14 protein-coding genes are annotated in these 21,597 nt (G+C 66.9%); 8 read left to right on the top strand and 6 right to left on the bottom strand.

Annotated elements, in window-relative coordinates:
• Nucleotides 1-76: 76 nt before the first annotated feature.
• The 6 genes from pglX to BH719_RS06500 form a co-directional block, all read right to left on the bottom strand.
• A complete protein-coding gene (gene pglX, locus BH719_RS06525; RefSeq protein WP_009744023.1) occupies nt 77-3,814 on the bottom strand; it encodes a BREX-1 system adenine-specific DNA-methyltransferase PglX in 3,738 nt (1,245 codons plus the stop codon).
• Between the two features lie 8 nt (nt 3,815-3,822).
• Nucleotides 3,823-7,347, bottom strand: coding sequence for a BREX system P-loop protein BrxC (gene brxC, locus BH719_RS06520; protein WP_173647185.1), 3,525 nt, complete (start codon nt 7,345-7,347; stop codon nt 3,823-3,825).
• A gap of 9 nt (nt 7,348-7,356) precedes the next feature.
• A complete protein-coding gene (locus BH719_RS06515) occupies nt 7,357-8,007 on the bottom strand; it encodes a DUF1788 domain-containing protein (protein ID WP_009744021.1) in 651 nt (216 codons plus the stop codon).
• Entirely contained in the window at nt 8,004-8,672 is a 669-nt protein-coding gene (locus tag BH719_RS06510; protein ID WP_009744020.1) for a BrxA family protein, read from the bottom strand. Before BH719_RS06510 ends, BH719_RS06515 begins: the two co-directional genes overlap by 4 nt.
• Nucleotides 8,673-9,412: 740 nt before the next feature.
• Complete coding sequence (locus tag BH719_RS06505) at nt 9,413-10,777, bottom strand: Fic family protein (RefSeq protein ID WP_034255340.1); 1,365 nt, start codon at nt 10,775-10,777, stop codon at nt 9,413-9,415.
• 145 nt (nt 10,778-10,922) lie between these two features.
• Complete coding sequence (locus BH719_RS06500) at nt 10,923-11,609, bottom strand: ArsR/SmtB family transcription factor (protein WP_009744017.1); 687 nt, start codon at nt 11,607-11,609, stop codon at nt 10,923-10,925.
• A 204-nt stretch (nt 11,610-11,813) separates the two neighbouring features.
• On the opposite strand from BH719_RS06500, the gene BH719_RS06495 reads away from it, so the two are divergent.
• The 8 genes from BH719_RS06495 to BH719_RS06460 form a co-directional block, all read left to right on the top strand.
• A complete protein-coding gene (locus BH719_RS06495; protein WP_009744016.1) occupies nt 11,814-13,202 on the top strand; it encodes an MFS transporter in 1,389 nt (462 codons plus the stop codon).
• Between the two features lie 200 nt (nt 13,203-13,402).
• Complete coding sequence (locus tag BH719_RS06490; protein ID WP_009744015.1) at nt 13,403-14,758, top strand: MFS transporter; 1,356 nt, start codon at nt 13,403-13,405, stop codon at nt 14,756-14,758.
• A gap of 50 nt (nt 14,759-14,808) precedes the next feature.
• Nucleotides 14,809-15,861, top strand: a complete 1,053-nt coding sequence (locus BH719_RS06485) for a LacI family DNA-binding transcriptional regulator (protein ID WP_009744014.1) — start codon at nt 14,809-14,811, stop codon at nt 15,859-15,861.
• Nucleotides 15,848-16,879, top strand: coding sequence for a nucleoside hydrolase (locus BH719_RS06480; protein ID WP_009744013.1), 1,032 nt, complete (start codon nt 15,848-15,850; stop codon nt 16,877-16,879). Before BH719_RS06485 ends, BH719_RS06480 begins: the two co-directional genes overlap by 14 nt.
• A 391-nt stretch (nt 16,880-17,270) precedes the next feature.
• On the top strand, nt 17,271-18,527 hold the full coding sequence (locus BH719_RS06475; RefSeq protein ID WP_009744011.1) for an ABC transporter substrate-binding protein: 1,257 nt from the start codon (nt 17,271-17,273) through the stop codon (nt 18,525-18,527).
• 73 nt (nt 18,528-18,600) lie between these two features.
• Nucleotides 18,601-19,521: a carbohydrate ABC transporter permease gene (locus BH719_RS06470; RefSeq protein ID WP_009744010.1), complete on the top strand. Its 921-nt coding sequence runs from the start codon at nt 18,601-18,603 to the stop codon at nt 19,519-19,521.
• Nucleotides 19,514-20,371, top strand: a complete 858-nt coding sequence (locus tag BH719_RS06465; RefSeq protein WP_009744009.1) for a carbohydrate ABC transporter permease — start codon at nt 19,514-19,516, stop codon at nt 20,369-20,371. Before BH719_RS06470 ends, BH719_RS06465 begins: the two co-directional genes overlap by 8 nt.
• 1 nt (nt 20,372) lies before the next feature.
• Nucleotides 20,373-21,597 (top strand): alpha-L-fucosidase (locus BH719_RS06460; protein ID WP_009744008.1); only part of this gene is annotated, 1,225 nt, incomplete at its 3' end.

The following is a 21,597-nucleotide window of genomic DNA, read 5'->3' as shown; positions in this document are numbered from 1 at the left end:
CCTTTCCCTCGTCTTCGTCCAAGCGTGTGCGGCCCGGTACCCGCAAGCGCGTTTCCTCTAGTCTCCCATGATCAGGCTAATTCTGCGTGGACCACCAGATGTTGCCCTTGCGCTTCTGGTCGGTCATCCATTTCAAATCGTCAGGCATCTGGAGTGCTGGGGAGGCCAGCTCGTCCAGGTCCTCGCGCATCCCATAGGCCAGTTTGAGGCGGTTCACGCGCACGCCGTCGTCCAGGTCCAGGACGATGCGGCGCTGCGAGAGCGGGTAAAGGGTGGAGTCGATGTACCCCTGCACGTCGTGCAACTGGGCCCTCAGCTTCTCCCGTTTCCCCTGTGCGCGGGTCCGGTCGCTGCCGCCCATGTCCGGCAGGCGCCGGTTGATGACTTCGATCTGGTCGGCCAGCTTCGCGACGACTTCGGAGGCGTACTCGGTGAGCACGTGCCCCACGGTGTCGGGAGTGTAGCGGTGCAGGTACATGAGGGCCTTGAAACTGCCTTTAGGCGACGAGAACATCCAATAGACCGGGCGGTTGGAGTAGGCCTGCTCGTGGTCCTTGAGGAAACCGCTCTTCATGTACTTGAGCAGTGCTGCCCGGGAGTCCACCACCGGTCTGGGGGGTTGGAAGTCCGCGCCATTCGATGTTGGTTTCTTCACGGCCAGGCAGCGCGCCAGGAAGTCGAGGTTCTGCCCGAGGCTGTCCGCACCCAGTAGCGCGCTCAGCGCATCGGTGAGGCGCAAGTCCGCATTGTCGTGGAAGAGCGAGTCGGTGATCGGGACGATCCCATCGGCGTCGGGCATGAACGAGGCGGTGGGCACCCGCGCCTGGAAATCGTCGAGCGTCGACCCCTGGTCCGCCAGGATTAAGCCGGGAGCGTCGAGGCTGTAGCGGCCCATGATGACGCCGATCAACCAGGAGACCAGTTCCGTCGCGCTGCGCTGGTAGTGCAGCCACCGGTACTCCTCCTCGCTGCGCTCCGCGCCTTTCGAGGGGGCGGGCGGGAATCGTGGATTGTAGGTCAGTGACACGCGGGACAGGGGCACGTCGATCTCGACCTCGTCCTCCAGGCCGTACACACCGGCCCAGAAGCGGTTGTTCTCGCTCTCCAGGCGCTGGGCCTCCCGGGCGGTGCTTACGCTGCGCTCGTACCAGGCGGCGAAAAGCTCCTCCAGCAGGGATGAATCGCCCACCAGATAGGGCGGGCGCTGGAAGTCCCACGAGGTCTCGCGGGCGTCCCAGTCGTCCCGGAAGATCTCAATCAAGCGTTCAATGGGTGTCGGGTCGAAACTCTCAGGTTCGATCCACGGGAGAGTCTTGATCTGTCCGACTTCGAAGTGGGTGCCGGGAGCAATAGCTTCTAGAATTTTGGTCACAACGGTGGAGTTCGCAAAGGACATTATGGCCGGGTGGTGTTCTGTATCAGAAAATAATGCCTGTCCCACATGACTGAATATAAAATTCTCGTTGTAGAGACGGAAGGATGGGGTGCCACTTGAAACGTTAGACCACGAGACGCATGGTTTGAAGTAGAAGTCTATGTTTTGGGGACGTGAGCGTTGTTTTCCGGTATATGGATCGCGATATTCTTGAATTTCTCGTCCGTCATCTTCCCAATTGACGAGGTAATCCTGGTTGCCCCACCACTTACGGAAGGATCCTCCCTTGTTGTGGGGGAACCACCGCGCGCCGGAGGCGTCGGCGTCCTCCCTGCTGGTCGCCGTCAGGTACGAGCGGGACGAGCTGACCTCGAACCACAGGCGGAGGAAACGCTCGTTATCGGCGGTAGCGAGTCCCTGCCTGGGCCGCGCAACCTCCGCCAGTGGAGTTTTAAATCCCTCGAGAATCTGATCTGAGATCGAATGCAGAAAAGCGGATCGAGGCATTCTGGTGATGCGAGAATATGTGACTTCAATATTGTCAGACGACTTTGGATTCTGTGCCGCTTCCTGTAGGCGCTGAATGCGAATTGGATTGCTTGGTGATGTGGCTGGTTCGCTAGCAGTAATAAACCTGATAGTACGATCTGAACGTGGGCAGGCATTCCAGAACACTGTCGCGCAGAAGTCTAATTGGATTCCAGCAAGGCCGCGCCCAAGCATTGCGATACTCTGAATGGAAGCGTTCTTGAGCAAACGAATGCGGAATCGTTCGAATGAGCTGGTCAGCATCCAGGAATTGAGTGTGAGGGTGCCGATCGAGGCACGTTTTCTTGTGAAGGTGAGGGCATGTTGCATGAACATCGTCGCAAGGTCTTGCCGTGAATCGGGGTAGGACTGCCGGGCATACTCCTTTAGTCCGTCGCCGAATTTCTTTGAGACAAGGTACGGCGGGTTCGCCACCATCGTCGTGTAGCGGGAGTCCTCCAGGACCCGGCAGATCCCCGCTGCCTCGCGCCACTGCTGCGTATCGGCGGAACCGAGTTGCACGTCGCGCCGACCCTCCTCGATACTGCGGGCGATGGCCTCGAAGATCTCGGCGGTCCCAGCGGGCACACGGATGAGGGAGCCGAAGGTGTCGGCATTGCGCAGGTCCTCGATGACGCGGTTGACCTCCAGCCCCACCGACGCGCGCTCGCTATCCTCGCTCCCGAAGGCACCGCGCACTGCCTGTGCGATCTCGGTGGGGGAGAGGTCCTCCAAGACGACCGAGTGGACGTGGGTGATGCGCGGCCGCCCAGCACCCGGTCCCGCGGCCTTGCGGTCCTGCTCGCGCAGTTTGCGCTCCAGGAAACCCGGATCGTGCTCCACGGCCTTCATCATGAGGGCGAAGGACGCCAACTGGACAGCCCGGGCGTCGATCTCCGCGCCGAACAGGTTGTTGTCCAGAATGGCCGCTGCGATCCGCCGCTTCGGGTACCCCGCCTCCACGTACATCTGCCACAGGACGTCGAAAGCGTAGGTGAGCATGTGCCCGGATCCGCACGCTGGATCGATGACGCGGAAGTCCTTCGGGTCCCCGATCCCCATTCCCTGGTCCTCCTGGCCCGGCACTGGGGCCACCAGGTAGTCGAAGCGGTCGCGCAGGGGCGAGCCCGGGTGGGCGCGCAGCCACTGCGCCCCCACCGTGTTCTCCACCAAGTACCGCACGATCCAGTGCGGCGTGAACAACTGGGTGACCGGGGCCAGCTCCTTGCTGGTGATCTTCACCTTCGCGTCGTTGATCTGCTGCTTGCGCTCCGCGATGTAGAACTGGTAGAGCCAGCCGATCACCTCCACGCCGGGGCCGCCCGACTCGCCCACGGCGATGCCCTCCACGATGTCCGCCCGCACACTCGATGCCGACAGCAGGTCGCTGGGCGGCACCAGGTTCGTCCAATGGTCCCCGGCGGGGAACATATCCGGTATCAGCGGGTGCCACAGGTCGAAGTAGGCGCTCAGCAGCACCACGTACGCCTCCACGTCCCGGTTCTCGAAGAGCAGGCGCCCGACCCGCTGCGCCACGCCCGGGCGGCCGTCCGCGTCCGGACTGGCGGGAGCGCGGTCGACGCGGGGATCGAAAGCGCCGACCCGCGCCTGCGACAGGCACTCGGGCTCGGATGAGGCACCGGTGGGCGTCACCACCATGTGCGTCCCCGACACGCCGACGGCGTCCATGTACCGCAGCGCCGTCAAACGGTTGAACCACGAGTACGCCGCCTCCCGCGCCGCGCCCTCAACGCCGCCGTGGTGGGCCACCGCCCGCTCGATCCGCCTGCGGTCCTCTGCCTCGGTCAAAGGATCGTCCAGCAGCCGCTGGATCGCCCCCGTAGCCTGGCCGATCAGGCGCGCGCGCGACTTCGTCGCCAACGACTCGAGCGCGTTGATATTGATGTCCATCTCGTTCCTCAGCGTCGGATGATGTTGCCGTTCGAAACAGCCCTGTGCAAAGCGGAGCGCAGTTCCTCGACGTAGGCGTCCACGTCGTCGGGAGTGCGTATCGTCGTGCGGCACAGGTCGCGGGTGAGTGCGGAGAGCTGGACGACCTGGGGTGGTGCCGCGCGCCCGCCGGGCGCCTCATCGGAGTGGCCGGGTGCCTCGTCGACCCGCTCGTGCGACGCGATCAGCCGGGCGAACAACTCCGCGGACAGCGCATCCACCTTCTGCGCGGCGATCACGATCGCCCCCGGGTCGGTCATTCCCCTGATCGAGGCACACTCGGCGTCGATCCGGCTCAGCGCCGCCTCGCGGGCAGTCGGGTCCGCCTGCCCGAACTCGTCGGACGCGGTGACCTCAGCGCGCACCCCCTCGAACGCGCGCAGCGCCTCCGAGCGCCGCTCCTCGACGAAAACACGGCGCGCCCGGTCCACCCGCTCCCGCAAAGGAGCCACCTCGTCCGTGCGGTTGTACAGGTGCTCGTCGCTGACCAGGGCCCGCAGTTCCTCAATGGCGCGCCGCCCGTCCTCGCCCACGCCGTCCCCGTAGGCGGCCAAGGAGTCGGCCGCGCGCACGGCGTCCTCGACGGCGGGCATGTGGCGCGTGAGGAACTCCTGGAGCGGCTCCAGGAAATCGGAGCGGATCTCCACCACGTCGTCGAAGACCGCCTGAACACCGGGCGCCAAGTACGCCTCCGCGCCCAGCGGCCCGGCGCCGACCGCCTCCAACGTGGCCTCCGCCTCGTCGATCTCTCCACCGAAGTCGAACGGCGTACGACGCGCCCGGTCCAGGACCGCGCGCCACCCCTGCACAGCGTTGTCAACGGCGACGGCCCGCGCGTTGTCGTCTTCCAAGCGCCCGTCGGACAGGACGAACTCCTTCGCGAAAGCGCGGAAACGCGCCAACGCCCGCTGGTCCACCTGCCTCTTCGGCTCCAGGAGGATGCGGGAGCGCTCCTGGGAGACGCGCAACCCCGACGACAACTCCGTGCGCGTCAATGGGCGCTCGTTGAGTTTGGCGTCCACAAGCCCGCGGCGGATCGCTGTCGCCACGATCGCGAGCACCGCGTTCTGCCCCCACCCGAAGGGGGCGGCGCGGAAGTGGTCCACGGCGTCCTGCACGAAAACGCTGCGCCCCTCCAGGTCGCGCGACTGCTTCACCCACTGCGCGAACTGGTCCGCCAAAGGGTTCGCCGCCTGCAGGCCCCCCTCGGGCAGCAGTCCCTCGTCCTCGTCGCGCAAGAACCGGTCGACATCGCCCTCCTTCAACTTCGCCAAAGGCAGGGCGTCCCCCATCCGGTGGTAGACCCGCCCCACCACCACGCCCATTCCCCTGTTCACCGCTTCGGCGGGCGGCATCGAGGCCGGGACCTCCACCTCGGAGCCGTCGGTGAAGAACCGCGCGCCCTTGAAAGACATCCTCACCGCGGCCTTGATCCGCTCGTCGCGCTCGTTGTTCTGCTCGCCGTAGGTCTGGATCAACCGCTTGCGCCCGCTCGGCGCCGAGGAGCCAGTGGCCCCGCGCACATACCTCTCGGTCCGCAGGTACATGTAGACCTCTTCAACGGTCTCATCGCTCAACGCCAGCACCACCGTCAGCGTGTCCTGCCCGCCCGTCGAGCGGATGCGCGCCGCCTCCGCGTCGACTTGCGACAACGGGGTCACGCAATTGAGGACGAGGGACTCCGTGGAAGCGGGCCTCATGCAGTCCATGATCGTTGTGATCCGCAGGTCCAGGTCCGTGTCCGGGTGCCGGTACGAGGCGGCCGCATTGCCCAGGACCGCGCGCACCGACCGCATCAGGTGGCCCGTCACCTCGCCCTCCGACACGGACATCCGGCCGATCTGCTGCTTGACCTCCTTCTCCTCGTCAGTCATGTACGTGTACGTGCCCTCAGGGAGCTTCTGCACGAAGTACTGGCCGACCAGGGCGTCCAACGACCGCTTGACGCGGGCCTCCAGGGCGGTCGCGTCCTGCCCCAGGTCGCGGCGCAGCAGCACCACCAGGTTCGACGGCGCGCACGGGAAGTCCTTCACGTAGCGAGCCAGCAGCAGGGCCTTCAGAACGGAAATGGTGAAGGGGTCGGAGGTCAGCGAGTTCGCCTGCGCGCGGTGCAGGTTCTCCTTCACATCCGACTTCAGCATCGCGGCGATGCCGTCGTAGAACTGGTCGAAGGACGTGATGGTCCCGATCGGGCGCTCCTGCAGGTCCTGCGCGATCTGCTGGCACACCCCCAGCAGTGAGCGCGCCCCCACCGACGAGTGCCGACCCGTGAACAGCCCCGACTCGGACATGCCGATCATCGTCTGCGAGAACATGTCGAACTGGTAGTCCACGAACGGGTACTTCGCGATGAACGCCTCCTCGTCCGCGTAGTTCGAATACGCCTTCTGCCACGCCGGGAACGTGAACATCGAGGCGAAACCCGCGCCGGAGCGCGACCACTGCCCCTCCAGCACGGCGCGCCCCGCATCGCTCTTGGCCAGAAGGCGCCGCGCGATCACCTGCTCGACCTCCTGAGTCGACAAGTTGATCTGCGTGGTGAAACGCCCCTGGATCTTCGAGAAATCGTTCCCCTGCTGCTCCCCGAGGCCGCCGATGACGTCATCGAGCTTCTCCTGCGAGGTGACGAACACCCACGCCCGTCCCGAGCACTTCGTGAACAACTGCTCGGTGATGGTCTGCAGGTTCAGCATCAGGTGGGTGTTGCGACCGATGAACTGGCCGACCTCGTCGATGAAGAAACCGATCCGCGCGCCCGGCTCCCGGGAATCCAGCCAGTGGGCGACCTCGTCGGCGAAGGCCTCCGCCGAACGGTTCAACGACGCCCGGTAGGACGCGATGGGCTTGTCCACCTCGATGCCGACCCCGGCCAGCGCCCTCGCCGTCGGCGCCTCGGCGAACACGGTTCCCGCGCGGCGATCCTCCCACTCCCCGCCCGCGACCGCGCGGAAGCACTCCTTGAACTGGTTGAACAGGCCCCGGTCCACCAAGTCCCGCTCGAGGGCCCCCACGCCCAGATCCGCCGTGTAAAGGCCCCGTGCCTCGAAGAACGCGCGGTAGAAGACCTCGATCATCGCCTCGGGGCGCGACGTCGCCTTGTCGTCCTTCGCGTCGATGTTGAACAGCATCGACAGCGCCGGGATCTGCTGGCTGCGCCCGATCCCGGCGATCAGCATCTCATGGCCGCGGGCCTTCTGCGTGAAAACCTCCGCGACCTGCTGGCGCGTCATCTCCCCCGAGCCGCGGACATCGCCCAGCAGGTACGACATCATTTTCAGCATATGGGACTTGCCCGAGCCGAAGAACCCCGAGATCCACACGCCGTTCGACTGGGGCCGGGGGGCGTTCCACTCGTCCAGGATCCGGTCCAGGCCCGCGCGGATCTCCGAGGTCATCACGTACTCGTCGACCTCGGAGCGGATGTGGGCGGACTCGTCCGCCTTGATCACCCCGTCGATCGTGCGGTTGATGTCCTTGGCGTAAATGCCCGTCATGTCCATTGGCTACTCCCCGGTCCTCTCGGTCGCGCCGCCAGCGCCATCAAGAGCATAACGCTGATCCAGAAGGTCGAAAGCGCGGTAATAGTTGTCCTCGCCCACCCGGTCGAAGAGCACCAGCGACGACGCCCGCTCCGGCGACTGGTTGTAACTGCCGGGGAAAGCCAGCACCAACGGCCTGCGCGAGGCCAAGGGCTGCAGGCAGTTGAGCAGCCTGTGCGCCCTCACGAGCGGGAACAGGTGGTGGACCCCCGTCACCAGAACGGCGCGCGCATCCGCGTCGCGCGCGATCTCGCGGTCGATGGCCGGTGCCAGGAGGTCCTCCGGGTCGATCAAACCCTTCAGGCCGTCGCGGAAATCCTGTTCGGGCATGCTCCCCTCGGCCTCGATGATCGTCTCCAAGTAGCCCGACTCCCTCCATAGGCGGTGGGCCAGGTCGAACACGTCCACCACAGTCAGCGGGTAGTGCTGGCGCACCCGGGACGTGAGGCGGCGGACCGCCTTGTCCACGCCCGGCTCCCACTCGGGCCGGTAGCGCAGCACGAAATACGGGACCTCGTTGCCCAGGCCCTCCATCTCGATGAAGCGCTCGGAGGTCATCACCTGGTAGGCGATGTCGAAGGTGTCGTCCAATGACCGCGCGTAGGTCCGCCTCATCCTGATCGCCTCATCCTGTACTGCTCCAATGCCTCGCCGTCCAACACGTCGAATTGCGCCTGTGGAACCGGGAAGGCCTCCCGCAGCGGCCACCCCCAGGGCTCCGGCGCCCCGTTCACCAGCCTCGCCACCGACGGGGGGACAAGCAGGGGCAGGGGGGCGCCCGCCCCGTCGATGAAACCCGCCTCCCGCAAACAACGCAGGAACACGCTGCGCTGCCTTTTACGGTTCGCTGCCGACAGGGCCGCCAGGCTCGGCTCTGTGAGGGCCTTGAGCCGCCAGAACTCGTCGAAATCCGCTACGCGGAACGGCCGCTCCGCCAGCACCAGCGCCTCCCACACCGCGTCGCGCGCGCAGTCGGCGAACAGGCGCGCCTCGCTGACGATGGCCAACCACAGCAGCAACTCGAAACCGGGCCGCGCCTGGGCGACATGCGCGAGCGCGTCCGGACCGAGGTGCGAGAGGTGGCGCGTCGTCGTGGTGGCCAGGCGCCTGCGGTTCTGGGAGGACTGAGTGCGCGTGAGGTTGTCGGCCACCAGGCGGTCGTTGACCGCGCGCACAGACATCCCGCCCGCCAGGAGCCCCGCCGCCTCAACGGTCCCCGGATTGACCAGGCCGCCCACGGTTTGCGCGGAGGAGTAGGCGGGCAGCATCGTCGGCGTCATCTCCTCGGCTGTAGATAGGTACCTATCTATAGTACGGGGCTCCCGGTGCCGCCGGGGGCCAACTGGGGCGTGTCTTTACTCGGGAACCTGCATCTCCCGCCACGCCTGCTGGGAGGGGCGCGGGCGGGAGGCCGCCCATCCACTCGGTGTTGCCGTTGTGCCCGGTGGGGGTGGGGTGACGATGACGACGCGCGTGGGCGCCGGGCGGTGGTTCGCCCTGCGAAGGGTGTGCTCCGCGGGGGACGCGCTGGGCGCGCTTTGTGGAGCGATGAGGGTGGCGCATACGGGGGTCGCGCGCGTGGGCATGGTGGCAGTGGGCAGAGTGGTCCAAAATGCGTCTGGGTTTCGCCGCGTCTGGGCGGCTCCGCATCGGGATGATCCAAAATCCGTCTGAGTTAGACGGTTTTGACCGGATCTGGGCGGATTCGGGCAGACTCAGACGCTTTTTGGACCACACGCCCGACAGGCCCGATTTCCGCCCGCGACTCAGACGCATTTTGGACCACTGAACGGACCGCCGAGCCGCGGACAGCGATCACCACGGGGTCAGGCGGTGGCGCGCTCCGTGCGGCGCGCCCCTGCGCCCTTGAACGCGGAGGGCACGTCGAGCGCCATCAACATCGGCGTAAAATGTTAAATGAGATGGGCGTAAAATGTTAGGTCGGTGTGTGGCAGGAGGCCACCGGGGCCAGCGCGCGCGGTGGAGGCGTCGGAAGCGGACCGGACGAAGGCCCCGCGGGTCAGTGCGCGTCGCGCACCCGTTCCGCCATGTCGGGGGCCGGGAACCACACGATGCGGCGGCCCCGCTTGGTGCGGGCGAGGAACCCCGCCTCCTCCAGGCCGCGCAGGTCGTTGTGGGCGGTCTGGGCTGACACGCGGTGGGTGCTCTGGTGGTCGACTGCGGAAACAGAACCACTGGGGTCGCGCAGGAACGACTCGACGACGGCGATCTGCCGGTTGTTCAGGTGCGTCCCGCGCAACAGGGCCGCCGCGCGCCCCAACTCCGACGACTTCCTGGCGAGGTACTCGTGCAGGTCGGTGATGGCGCGCGAGATCACCCGCGACTGTGCCAGCAGGAAGTGGGTGAGGTCCCCCTCGTCCTGTTCGACGCGCAGGAAACTGCGGGCGTAACGGGCGGGGGCCTGGCGCAGCAGGCGCGAGATCGACAAGAACTCGGCCAGGAAGAAGCCCTGGCGGAGTATCGACCACTGGAAGACGGCGCGCGCGGTCCGGCCGTTGCCGTCCACGAAGTAGTGGTCGTACCCCATCATGAAGTGCACGATGATCGACCGGACCAGCGGGGGGACGTACTGGTCGGCGAAGTCGCCCGCTCCATTGGCGAAATCGCAGAGGCGCCGCAGGCGTTCCGGCAGTTGCTCGGCGGGCGGGGGGACGTGGAGCACGTGGTCGTCCGTCTCGTCGCCGTAGATCCGGATGCGCTCCTCGCCCGGCTGCTGGATCCTGCCCGCGTCGGCGGGGTCGTCCAGGGTCCCCTCGGTGACGACGGCGTGGATGTCGAGGACCATCTGGGGAGTCAGCGCCTGGTCCTTGAGCTCGCGCACCCGTTCAAGGGCCATGCAGTTGTTCAGGATCATCTGCTCGGAGCGGTCCCGTGGGCGCCGTTTCTCCCGGAGCATGCGCTTGGCGTCCCGCCGGGTGGTTGAGGCCCCCTCCAGCTGGCAGGAAGTGATCGCCTCCTCGTACAGGGAGTTCACCAGGTACCGGTCCCGCGTCGCCGGGTTCACGACCGGATCGGGCAGCTCGAGCTGGCCCGTCGCCTGGGAGGAGATGTCGTCGATGAGCCGCAGCAGGGGATCGGGCAGGTTGAAGGAGAATCGCGTGCCGTCGACCATGGTGAAGGGGGTGGGGCGGGCGGTGCGGGCCCGGTCCTGGCGGACGGCGCACCACCACTGTTCCCGCGTGAGGGGCTCGGGTGGTTCGTGGTGGGTGAACCATTCCCATGGGTGGTATTCGCGGTCTTCGACTCCGCCCAGTAAGACGTTCAACGTCCGTGCGTCCGGTGGCGCGCCGCCGGACAGCAGGGCCTTGAGAACCGCGTCGCGCAGTTCAGCGAGGCGCATCGGCGGTGGTGCGGGTGTCTTCATCGGGGCCTCCTGAACATCTTGCAACTTCTAATTTAGACAAAATTAGAAGTTAATGGAAGTCGGGACGCGACCGCTGATTGGTGTGGCGCGGAAAGGCGGGGGTGGGTGGATGGGGTGACGGACGTGCGGGACGGGGCCGACACGGTCAGGGCAGGGAGAGTCCTGCGGCCCCGAGGGCTGCCCGTCCTTCTGGGACGAGGCGCGCACACCGGTTGGAGTGGGTTCGCTCAATCCACGACAGCGCGAGCAGTCGAGTGCAGATCGTGGACCCCAGCCCGCCCGCCAGGTGGAACACGCGGTGGGTCGTGTCCAGGCAGGGTTTGCCCTCAAGGCGTTCTGGATGTGGGATCCCCCATGAGCGGAGCAGCTCGTCGCCGTCCTCAGTCACCTGGAGGTGCGCTGAGATGTAACCGTGCGCACTGAGTTCCTGGAGGAGCCGGACACCGAGCTCGCCGGCAAGATGGTTGTAGCACGTTCTGCCCGCTGCGAACTCCGTGTTCGCCCGATGGGCGTTGTAGTTCTTCGGACTTGGGAAGTTGGCGCCGGCGATAGAGGCAAGGCTCTCGATGACGGACGCCACCTCCGGTCCTGCGAGGCGGACGTAGCGGTGGCGCCCTTGCCTGACTTCCCCGACGACGCCCACGGCCTTGAGCACAGCCAGATGCTCGCTCATCGTCGATTTGGACACCGAGCAGAACCCCGCCAGCTCGGTGGGGGTCCAGGCGGTTCCGTCCATTAGGGCGCCGCACACCGCTGCTCTGGTGCGATCTGCGAAAGCGCTGCTGATCTTTGAAATATCAGGCATCGCCACTGGAAGGGTTCTGAACGTCACACTCCCGCTCCTCTCCTGAACGGTTCTAATCGTTCCACAGTTCGGCGCCCGTCGAACCGTCGCGGTCCTACCCTTCCACCATCCGCAAGCTCTTCACGGACAAGGAGTGAACACCGTGGCTGGAACGCTGCCCATCGGCTGTGCGAGCCGACTCCACTGGATGAACGCGAACCGCGGTCCTGCCCCGCTCGGCGAGGTCGCACCATGATGGATCCGCGAACGGGCCCCGATGAGCGCCGAGCGCGCAGGTCCCTGGTAGGGGCTTCAGCGGGATTCTTCGTGGTCATGCTGGACACCACGATCGTCAATGTCGCCCTGCCCTCTATCGGTGCTGGGCTCCACGTGTCCTTCCAAGGACTGCAATGGGTCGTTAACGCGTACGCCATCGCCCTGGCCGCCCTACTGCTCGGTGCAGGCGGCATGGCCGACAGGTTCGGGACACGGCGAGTGTACGAGGCCAGCCTCCTGCTGTTCGCCATCGCGTCCTTGGGATGCGCGCTCAGTCCAGAGCTATGGGTTCTTCTGGCGTCTCGATTCGCGCAGGGGGTGGCCGGAGCGTCCCTGATCCCGACCAGCATGGTCCTGGCGGCCGACGGTTGCCGGACTCCTGAGGAGCGTTCCGTTGCGCTGGGTTGGTGGGGTTCTGCCGGTGGTCTCGCTGCGGCAATGGGGCCCGTCCTCGGCGGTTGCCTGGTTTCAACGTTGGGATGGCGGTGCGTCTTCTGGGTCAATGTCCCCATCTGCGTCCTGATCCGCTTGGTCCTCACTGGCAGCGGTTCGCGCCGTGCTGGCCGCAGTCGGAGGAGAGCAGCACCATCCGATGGGGCGGGTCAAGTGCTGTCCATTCTCGCTATTGGTTTGACTTCGTTCTCCGTGATCGAACTCGGCAGCAGCTCCACACGGATCCTGGGGAGCGCGGGGTGCGCGGCGGCCGCCGCTAGCTGGTGGGCTTTCCTTCGGTACGAGAGCCGGAGCGCGAAGGCGTTCCTGGAGACGGCTCTGTTCCGTGTTCCAGCTTTCGCAACGAATTGCGCGATCGGATGGATCCTGAACTTCGCATTGTTCGGAGAGCTGTTCGTGCTGTCGATGTACCTGCAGCAGGGCCTCGGGTACTCCAGCGCCCATGCCGGACTGGTGATATTCCCACAGACCTGCTCGGCGCTGATAGCCGCGCCACTCGGCGGCAGGGCGGCCGCCGCCTGGGGCGGGCGGCGGGCGACCGCCGTCGGTTTGACCGCGGGCGGGATCGGGTTCCTCGGGATCGCCCTGTTCCCCCTCACCGGGTCGCAGGCCGCCCTCGCCCCGCTGAGCTTCCTGGCGAGTTTCGGAATGGCGTTCGCCATGCCCCCGGTCTCGGCGGAGGCCATCGGCAGCGTCGCAGAACGCCGAAAAGGGATGGCCAGTGGAGTCATCAACACAGCCCGGCAACTGGGAACAGTGTGCGGCACTGCGGCCATGGGAGCGGTCTACGCCATTGCCGGGGCCACGATGGGCGTTGTAGTCTCGGTCGCCATCGCGGCGTTGCTCTTCTTCATAGGGGCGTTGGCCTCGTGGTCCGTGGGGTCTGCGGGCGCGAGCGCGAGGGGTGCGTGACGCGGTTCCTGCGGGGCGGGGGCCGCCGGATATCCAGGAACTTCGAATTCTGCCCGAACGAGAAGTTCCTGGATGCTGTCCATGGCGGTGCCGTTTCGTTGAACACGGCTGAAGATGATGCGCCGAATCCTTGCGGCACAAGAATCTACCCGCGTAGAATTATCGCTGTCCGTCATCGGAGCACTGCGAGGAGGCAGCACATGACAACGCAGAACGAGGACCTGCAGGCCTCGGACCTGAGCTTTCGCACACCGGAGGGGCGGCGGAGCTTCTGGATCAACATCGTCTCGGTCTGGCTCGGCACCACGATGGAGTACGTCGATTTCGCGCTCTACGGGCTGGCGGCCGGCCTGGTCTTCGGAGACGTGTTCTTCCCCGAGCAAACCCCGATCATCTCCCTGCTGTCGTCCTTCGCGACCTACGCAGTGGGCTTCCTGGCCCGACCGCTCGGCGCCATCGTCCTCGGCCATGTCGGCGACCGGCACGGACGCAAGACCATCATGGTGATCACGGTAGGGCTCATGGGCGTTTCGACCACCGCCCTCGGTTTGCTTCCCACGTACCACCAAGTCGGCTGGGTGGCGCCCGCGTTGCTAGTGTTCCTCCGCCTCTGCCAAGGATTCGGAGCGGGCGCGGAACTGTCGGGCGGAGCCGTCATGCTCGCGGAGTTCTCGCCGGTCAAGCACCGCGGAGTGGTGTCCTCTCTCATCGGCGTCGGTTCGAACACTGGAACGCTGCTGGCATCGAGTGTGTGGCTCCTGGTGCTGATGATCCCCAAGGACGACCTCGTGGTGTGGGGCTGGCGGATCCCCTTCCTGGTCTCGGTGCTCATCGCGCTCTTCGCCATCTTCCTGCGGCGCTCTATGCAGGAGAGCCCCGTGTTCCGCGCGTTCCAGCAGAAGAAGGCCGAAGAGCAGGAGGCGGTCGGCCGGAGCGGTCTCGACGCGAAGAAGGGCGGCTGGAAGGCGTTCTTCGTCATGCTCGGCCTGAGGATCGGGGAGAACGGCCCCTCGTACATCGCGCAGTCGTTCCTTGTCGGGTACGTCGTCAAAGCCCTTCAGATGTCGAAGTCGGTCCCCACCACTGCGGTGATGGTCGCGTCGGTGCTGGGGTTCGCGATCATCCCCTTGTCGGGCTGGCTCTCCGACAGGTTCGGGCGCCGTATCACCTACCGGGTGTTCTGCGCCCTTCTGGTCGCGTACGCGTTCCCCGCGTTCGCCTTGCTCCAGACTCGTGATCCTTGGGTGGTGGGAACGGTCATCGTCGTCGGCATGGGATTGGGATCCCTCGGCATTTTCGGCGTCCAAGCCGCGTACGGAGTGGAACTGTTCGGAGTGCAGCACCGCTACTCGCGCATGGCCGTCGCGAAAGAACTCGGATCGATTCTCTCCGGTGGAACAGCGCCCATGGTCGCATCCGCTCTGCTCGCGGCCTTCGACTCGTGGATCCCCCTGGCGGCGTATTTCGCCGCCACGGCTCTCATCGGCTTCGCCACGACCTTCGTCGCCCCGGAGACGAGGGGGCGCGACCTCGCCCTGATGGAGGACGCGATTTGACCGCCGAGCGCCTGCGCCCTTGGACGCGACGGACCTAGACTGGGACCACGATGAGCAGAAAACCCACCCGTGACGACGTCGCCCGGCTGGCTGGGACTTCCACGGCCGTGGTCAGCTACGTTGTCAACGGCGGCCCCAGGCGCGTGCGCGAGGAGACGCGGCAGCGCGTTCTCCGGGCGATCGGGGAACTCGGGTACCGGCCCAACGCCCTCGCCAAATCCCTTTCCCATGGGCGCACGGACCTTTACGCGCTTCTAGTCCCCGACTTGGCGAACCCTTACCTCGCGGCACTCGCCCAAGCCCTCGAGCACGAGTTCTTCGCGCGCGGGAAAGTGCTCCTGGTCGGCGACTCCCACGACGACCCCGACAGGGAGACTCTGATCCTCGAGGCGTTCCTGCGCCAGCAGATCGCGGGCCTGGTTTGGTACGGGGTGAACCAGCCGCTCCCCCTCGACCTGCTGGAGGAGTCGCACGTTCCTGCGGTCCTGCTCAATCAGCCGACCGGTCCACCGCAGAACGGTTCCCGCGCCGTCGGCCTCTCCGGTCGACCGGGGATATGGTCGGTGAGCGCCGACGAGCGCCTCGAGGGGCGCCTCGCCACCGAGCACCTCGTCGACCACGGGCGCAGGACGATCGCCATCGTCGCGGGTCCGAACGGTCGCCGTAATGCGCGCGAACGGGTCCGTGGGTGGGAGAAGGCGCTCCGCCGCGCCGACTTGCCCTCCTCCGCGCCCATCCACGTCCCCTTCACCCGTGAAGGCGGCCGGGCCAGCGTCGATCACGTGCTGGAACTGGGGGCGGACGCAGTCGTCGCCTCCAACGAGATGCAGGCGATCGGGTTGCTCAACGGCCTTCACCTGCGCGGCGTGAGAGTCCCGGAAGACGTCGCCGTCATCGGCATCAACGGCACGCCCCTCGCTGAGTACGCCTCCCCGTCGCTGTCGATGGTGGAAATGCCCGCCCCCGCCGTTGCCGACCGCATCGCACGCGCTTTGAACGGCGAGGGGGACGCCGGGGGCGCCGCCATCGCCCCGTACGTGGTCGCCCGGGCCAGTTGCGGATGCGGAGACGTATCGGAACGGATTGAAGATGGCGCCCCGTAGAATCATCCTCGACTGCGATCCCGGTAACGGCGTCCCGGGGGCGAACGTCGATGACGCCCTCGCACTGGCCTACGCCCTCCGATCGCCCCTGGTCGACGTGGGGGCCGTGTGGACGGTATTCGGTAACACGCCGCCCGATCTGGGTTACCGCTGCGCGTCCGAGGTGATCCGTGTCGTCGGGGCTGGGGGCAGTGGGGCGGGCGGGGGCCCATCCTCGTCGCCGGTGCTGCGCTGCGGCCCGTTCCAGCCGGCATCGGGCGATCCCCAGCGCTGGCTCCGGCAAAGGCGCGAGTCCGCCTCGTCCCCAGCCGGGCTCGCCGCGTGGGGGCGGCGACCGGAGCGGGCCTCCGTCCGGGAGGAGGCGGACGGGGACGCGGCCGGGGAGGTCCCGCCTGCCCGTCTGGGCGACCTCGTCGACGACTTGCGCTGTCCGGAGCAGACCACGCTCGTGGGGATCGGCCCCCTGACCAATATCGCACGTGTGCTGACTGGGTGGGGCGCGGCGCCGGGGCGCGTCGACCGCATCGTCGTCATGGGAGGGGCGCTGGCTTTCGGCACGATGGTGGACACGAATTTCGCGGTCGACCCGCGCGCCGCCCGGGTCGTCGTCCGCTTCGGAATCCCCGTCACGATCGTTCCCCTGGACACGACCCGCACGACGTGCCTGACTCGTGACCGCTGGCGGGCGATCATCCGGCGCGCGGCGGAGAAGGGGCCGATGGCTGTCGCCACGGCCTCCGCCTTCGACGCGTGGGTCAGTCCCTGGTTGTCCTACTCGGAGGCGACGCGCCCAGTCGATGGGATGTGGGTGCATGACCTGGTCGCCCTGGTCGCCCTCGCGCATCCGGAGTTGGTGGACTCCAGCCAGCACCGGGTCGATGTGCGCGATGACGGGAAGCTCGTCGAGTGCCCCGATGGAGTCCCGGTCGACATCGTCGAGGCTGTCGACAATGAGGCGATGATCTCCCTTTGGGAGCGCACGGTGTTCGATGCGGGCGCCGCCGCGCCGCCGCCATGACCGCCCCGGCCCCGCTGCCGTAGAGTCCCGCTGCCGCTGGGTCCCACTGCCGTCGAGTCCCGTTGCCGACCGGCCCCGCTGGACTTGCGGTATGATCTGCGCCATACTTTGGTAGCGTTAACGATGCTGTTCGAGTCGGTATGTTCGGGAACTATCGTTCCGGCGCCGATCGGCGAAGGCGCGAACCGTTGGAATCCCAACGGAGAATGCGTCCACGACGGATGGGAGGACGTCCACCGCCAAAGTCTGAATATTCTATTGTCATGACCTGGTAACACGTGCTACCTTCCAACAGTCACGTTCAACGACGAATCGCGGCCGACCAGGCGCCGGAGCACCACGATGCCACCGGTGCCGAACCCGCTGCGTTCCCCCACCGAGAGGAACCACAATGCGTCCCCACACCCCCCGCCCCGCCCGAGTGGCCGCACTGGCCGCTGTCGCGCTGCTGGCGCCCCTCGCCATCACCGCCTGCTCCTCGGGAACCGCCCAGTCCGGCTCGGGCGGCGCCCAAACCACCCAGATGTACACGTGGGTCTCCACCGAGAACGACCGCGCCCAGTGGCAGGCGTTCGTCGATGCCGCCAAGGAGAAGGACCCCAACTTCACCCTCACCTTCGACGGCCCCTCCTTCAACGACTACTGGACCAAGGTGAAGACCCGCATGGTCGCCTCCGACGCGCCCTGCATCCTCACCACCCAGGCCGCCCGCGCCCAGGAGCTCTCCGGCATCCTCGAGCCCCTCGACGAGTACATGAAGGAGGCCGGCATCCAGGCCGGCGACTACAACGCCGCCATGATGCAGGGCATGACCGTCGACGGCCACGTCCTGGCCCTGCCCTACGACGCCGAACCCGACGTCCTCTTCTACAACAAGGCGTCCTTCAAAGCGGCCGGCCTGGACGAGCCCACCACCGCCTACACCACCGAGCAGTTCCTCAGCGACGCCAAGGCCCTCACCGGTGACGGCAAGTACGGCCTGGCCGTCAAGGCCTCCCTGATGGCCAACGCGGCCGGCGACTTCGCCATCGCCTTCGGCGGCGACGTCTCGCGCGACGGACAGGTCACCATCACCGAGCAGAAGTTCGTCGACGGCATGCAATTCGCCTTCGACCTGGTCGCCAAGGAGGGCGTCGCCGCCGCCCCCAACGCCGCCGACGCCGACGGGCCCTCACAGGGCGCCTTCCAGAACGGCACCGCCGCCATGATCGTCGACGGCCCCTGGATGTACGGCACCTTCGAGAAGGCCCTCGGCGAGGACCTCGGCGTCGCGGTCCTGCCCACGCCCACCGGCCAGCCCCGCGCCGTCATCCAGGGCTCCGGCTTCGGCATCTCCAAGAGCTGCCCCGACAAGAAGGCCGCCTTCAACGTCCTCAAGCAGCTGGTCACCCCCGAGGTCATCGGCGCGGTCGCCGAGAAGCAGGGGACCGTCCCCTCCGTCGAGTCCGCCCTGGACAAGTGGGCGGCCAACAAGCCCGAGGGCAACGTCGCCGCCGTCAAGACCCTCCTGGACAACGGCACGCCCCTGGTGACCACCAACACGTGGAACCAGATCAACACCTCCTTCGAGCAGTACTCGCCCGAAGGATTCCGCGGAACGCGCACAGCGGCCGACATCCTGGGCGACCTCGCCAAGACCGCCGGCTGACACCACACGACCGACGAGGCGGGGGCCCTGATCCCCACGGCCCCCGCCTCGTACCCCACCCGTAAGGACAACAATGAGTACCGCTGCCGCTACTCAGGCACCCCCCAAGCGCGCGCGCAAACGGGGCGACGGGCTCCGCGCGCTCGCCTACCTCGCCCCGGGGATGAGCGGCTTCCTGCTGTTCATCCTCATCCCCCTGGTCGCCTCCCTGGTCATCTCCCTCTTCGACTGGTCCCTGTTCGGCCAGGCGAAATTCGTGGGAGCCGGCAACTACCAACGCATGCTCAGCGGCGAGGACCCCGCCTTCTGGACGATCCTGCGCAACACCGTCGTCTTCGCCATCAGCTACACCATCCTCAACCTGGTGATCTCGCTCGGGCTGTCCTACTGGCTCCAGCACCTGTCCGACTTCTGGTCGCGCCTGCTGCGCGTCATCTTCTTCATCCCCGTCGTCACGCCCATGGCGGGCAACGCCCTCATCTGGAGGCTGCTGCTCGACGACCAGGGGGTCGTCAACTCCGCCCTCGGCAAAGCCGGCCTCGGCCCGGTCCCGTGGCTCAACCACCCGGTGCTCGCCATGGGCTCCCTGCTCATGATGAGCCTGTGGCAGGGCCTGGGCTACAACATCGTCGTCCTCACCGCCGGGCTCAACGGCCTCAACACCTCCGTGCTCGAGGCCGCCAAGATCGACGGCACCACCGGGTGGCAGCGCTTCTTCAAAGTCGTCTTCCCGATGATCTCCCCGACCGTGTTCTTCTGCACCATCATGACCGTCATCGGCGCCTTCAAAGTCTTCGCCCAGCCCTACATGCTCACCAAGGGCGGCCCCGGCGAGGCCACCAACACCATCGTGCTCGCCCTGTACCGCAACGGCTTCTCCTTCGACAAGCTCGGGTACGCCTCGGCGATGGCGTGGATCCTCTTCGTCATCGTCATGGTCCTCACCGCCCTCCAATTCAGCCAGCAGAAGAAATGGGTGAACTACGATGCCTGAGACTCCCTCCGCCAACCGCAAGCCGCTGTCCCGCAGGATCGGCCGGGCCGCGTCCGCGGTGGCCATGACCGTCATCGCTGTCGCCTTCCTCTTCCCCTTTGGGTGGATGATCGCGACCTCGCTCAAACCCACCACCGAGGTCTTCACCTCGGGCATCTCGCCCGTGGGCAGCGAAGTCGCCTGGTCGAACTACTCCTCGGCCCTCACCACCATCCCCTTCGGGCGCGTCATCCTCAACTCCTTCATCGTGTCCCTGGTGGGATCACTGCTGGTCATGACCGTGTCCGTCCTGTCCGCCTACGCCTTCGCGCGCCTGAAGTTCAAGTTCCGGGACCATCTCTTCCTGCTCTTCCTGGGCACGCTCGTGCTGCCCCAGGAGGTCCTTGTCATCCCCCTGTACATCGGGATGCAGCGCATGGGCCTGATCAACTCCTACTTCGCGCTCATCGTGCCCTTCGCCTTCGGGGCGTTCGGCGCCTTCCTGATCCGCCAGTTCCTCATGAGCCTGCCCCACGAGTTCGAGGAGGCCGCGCGCATCGACGGGTGCGGGGACTTCCAGATCCTCACCCGCATCCTGCTGCCGCTGCTCAAAGCCCCGATCCTGGTGGTCGGCGTCTTCGCCTTCATCGACTACTGGTCGACCTTCCTGTGGCCGCTCATCGCCATCAACGACCGCAATATGGCGACCATCCCCCTGGGCCTGCAGATGTTCTCCGGCGAGCGGGGGACCGACTGGGGGCCCATGATGGCCGCCGTCGCCATGACGACGATCCCCTCGATCATCATCGTCGTCTTCTTGCAGAAACAGCTGGAAAAAGGCGTCGCACTGGGCGCGTTCGGGGGCCGCTGACATGGACCCGCGACCCGCCCCCGCCGCGCGCGCCCGGACCTGGGAGGACCTGCGCCGCCCCACCCCGCAGTGGTACCGCGACGCCCCCCTGGGGTTCTTCGTCCACTGGGGCCCCTACTCGGTGCCCGCGTGGGCCGAGGACCACGGGGAGCTCGGCGCCGAGGACGACTGGAGGGCCTGGTTCACCCACAACTCCTACGCCGAGTGGTACTACAACACCATCCGCATCCCCGGCTCGCCCGCCGCCGAGCGCCACCGCAGCCTCTACGGGTCCCTCGACTACGAGGCGTTCCTCGACATGTGGGACCCCAGCGCCTTCGACCCCGCCTCGTGGGCGGACCTGTTCAAACGCGCAGGGGGGCACTACGCGGTGCTCACCACCAAGCACCACGACGGCGTCACCCTGTGGGACGCCCCCGGGACCGGCAGCCGCAACACCGTCCGGCGGGGCCCGAGGCGCGACCTCGTCGCCGGATTCGCCGACGCCGTGCGCGGCGCGGGCCTGCGAGTGGGCCTGTACTACTCCGGGGGCCTCGACTGGCACTACCGGCCCCACCCGCCCATCCTCTCCGAGGAGGACTGCAAGGACGTGTGCCGCCCCAAGGACGCCGACTACGCGCGCTACTGCTACGAGCACGCCCGCGACCTCATCGACCGCTACCGCCCCGACGTCCTGTGGAACGACATCGACTGGCCCGACGAGGGCAAGGATTTCGGCGAGCACGGGCTGGGCCGCCTGCTGGAGCACTTCTACGCCACGCGCCCCGAGGGTGTCACCAACGACCGCTACGGCGGGGTCTACGCCGACTTCCTCACCTCCGAGTACCAGCACATGGGCGAGGCGGAGGGGGGCGCCGTGTGGGAGAACTGCCGGGGCGTGGGCCTGTCCTTCGGGTACAACCGCGCCGAGGGCCCCGACCAGTACCTCAGCGCCGCCGCCGCACTGCGCCACCTCATCGACGTGGTCTCCCGGGGCGGGCGCCTGCTGCTCAACGTCGGGCCCCGCGCCGACGGCTCCCTGCCGGACCAGCAGGTCCAGTGCCTGGAGGGCATGGCCGCGTGGATGGACCGCCACCGCGACGAACTGATCGCCACCGCCCCCCTCGGCCAGGTGGAGGTCCTCGACGCGGCGGAAGGCGCCTCATCCGGGGGCGCCCGACGGCCACTCCTCGGGGGCCGGGTGGGCGCGCGTCCTCGCCCGCACCGGCTGCGCCGCCCTCTTCGTC

This window comes from Pauljensenia hongkongensis, assembly GCF_001746855.1.
Taxonomy (GTDB): Bacteria; Actinomycetota; Actinomycetes; order Actinomycetales; family Actinomycetaceae; genus Pauljensenia; species Pauljensenia hongkongensis.
The sequence above is the reverse complement of the archived record's forward strand: the minus strand, read 5'-3'. Positions and strand labels throughout refer to the sequence as shown.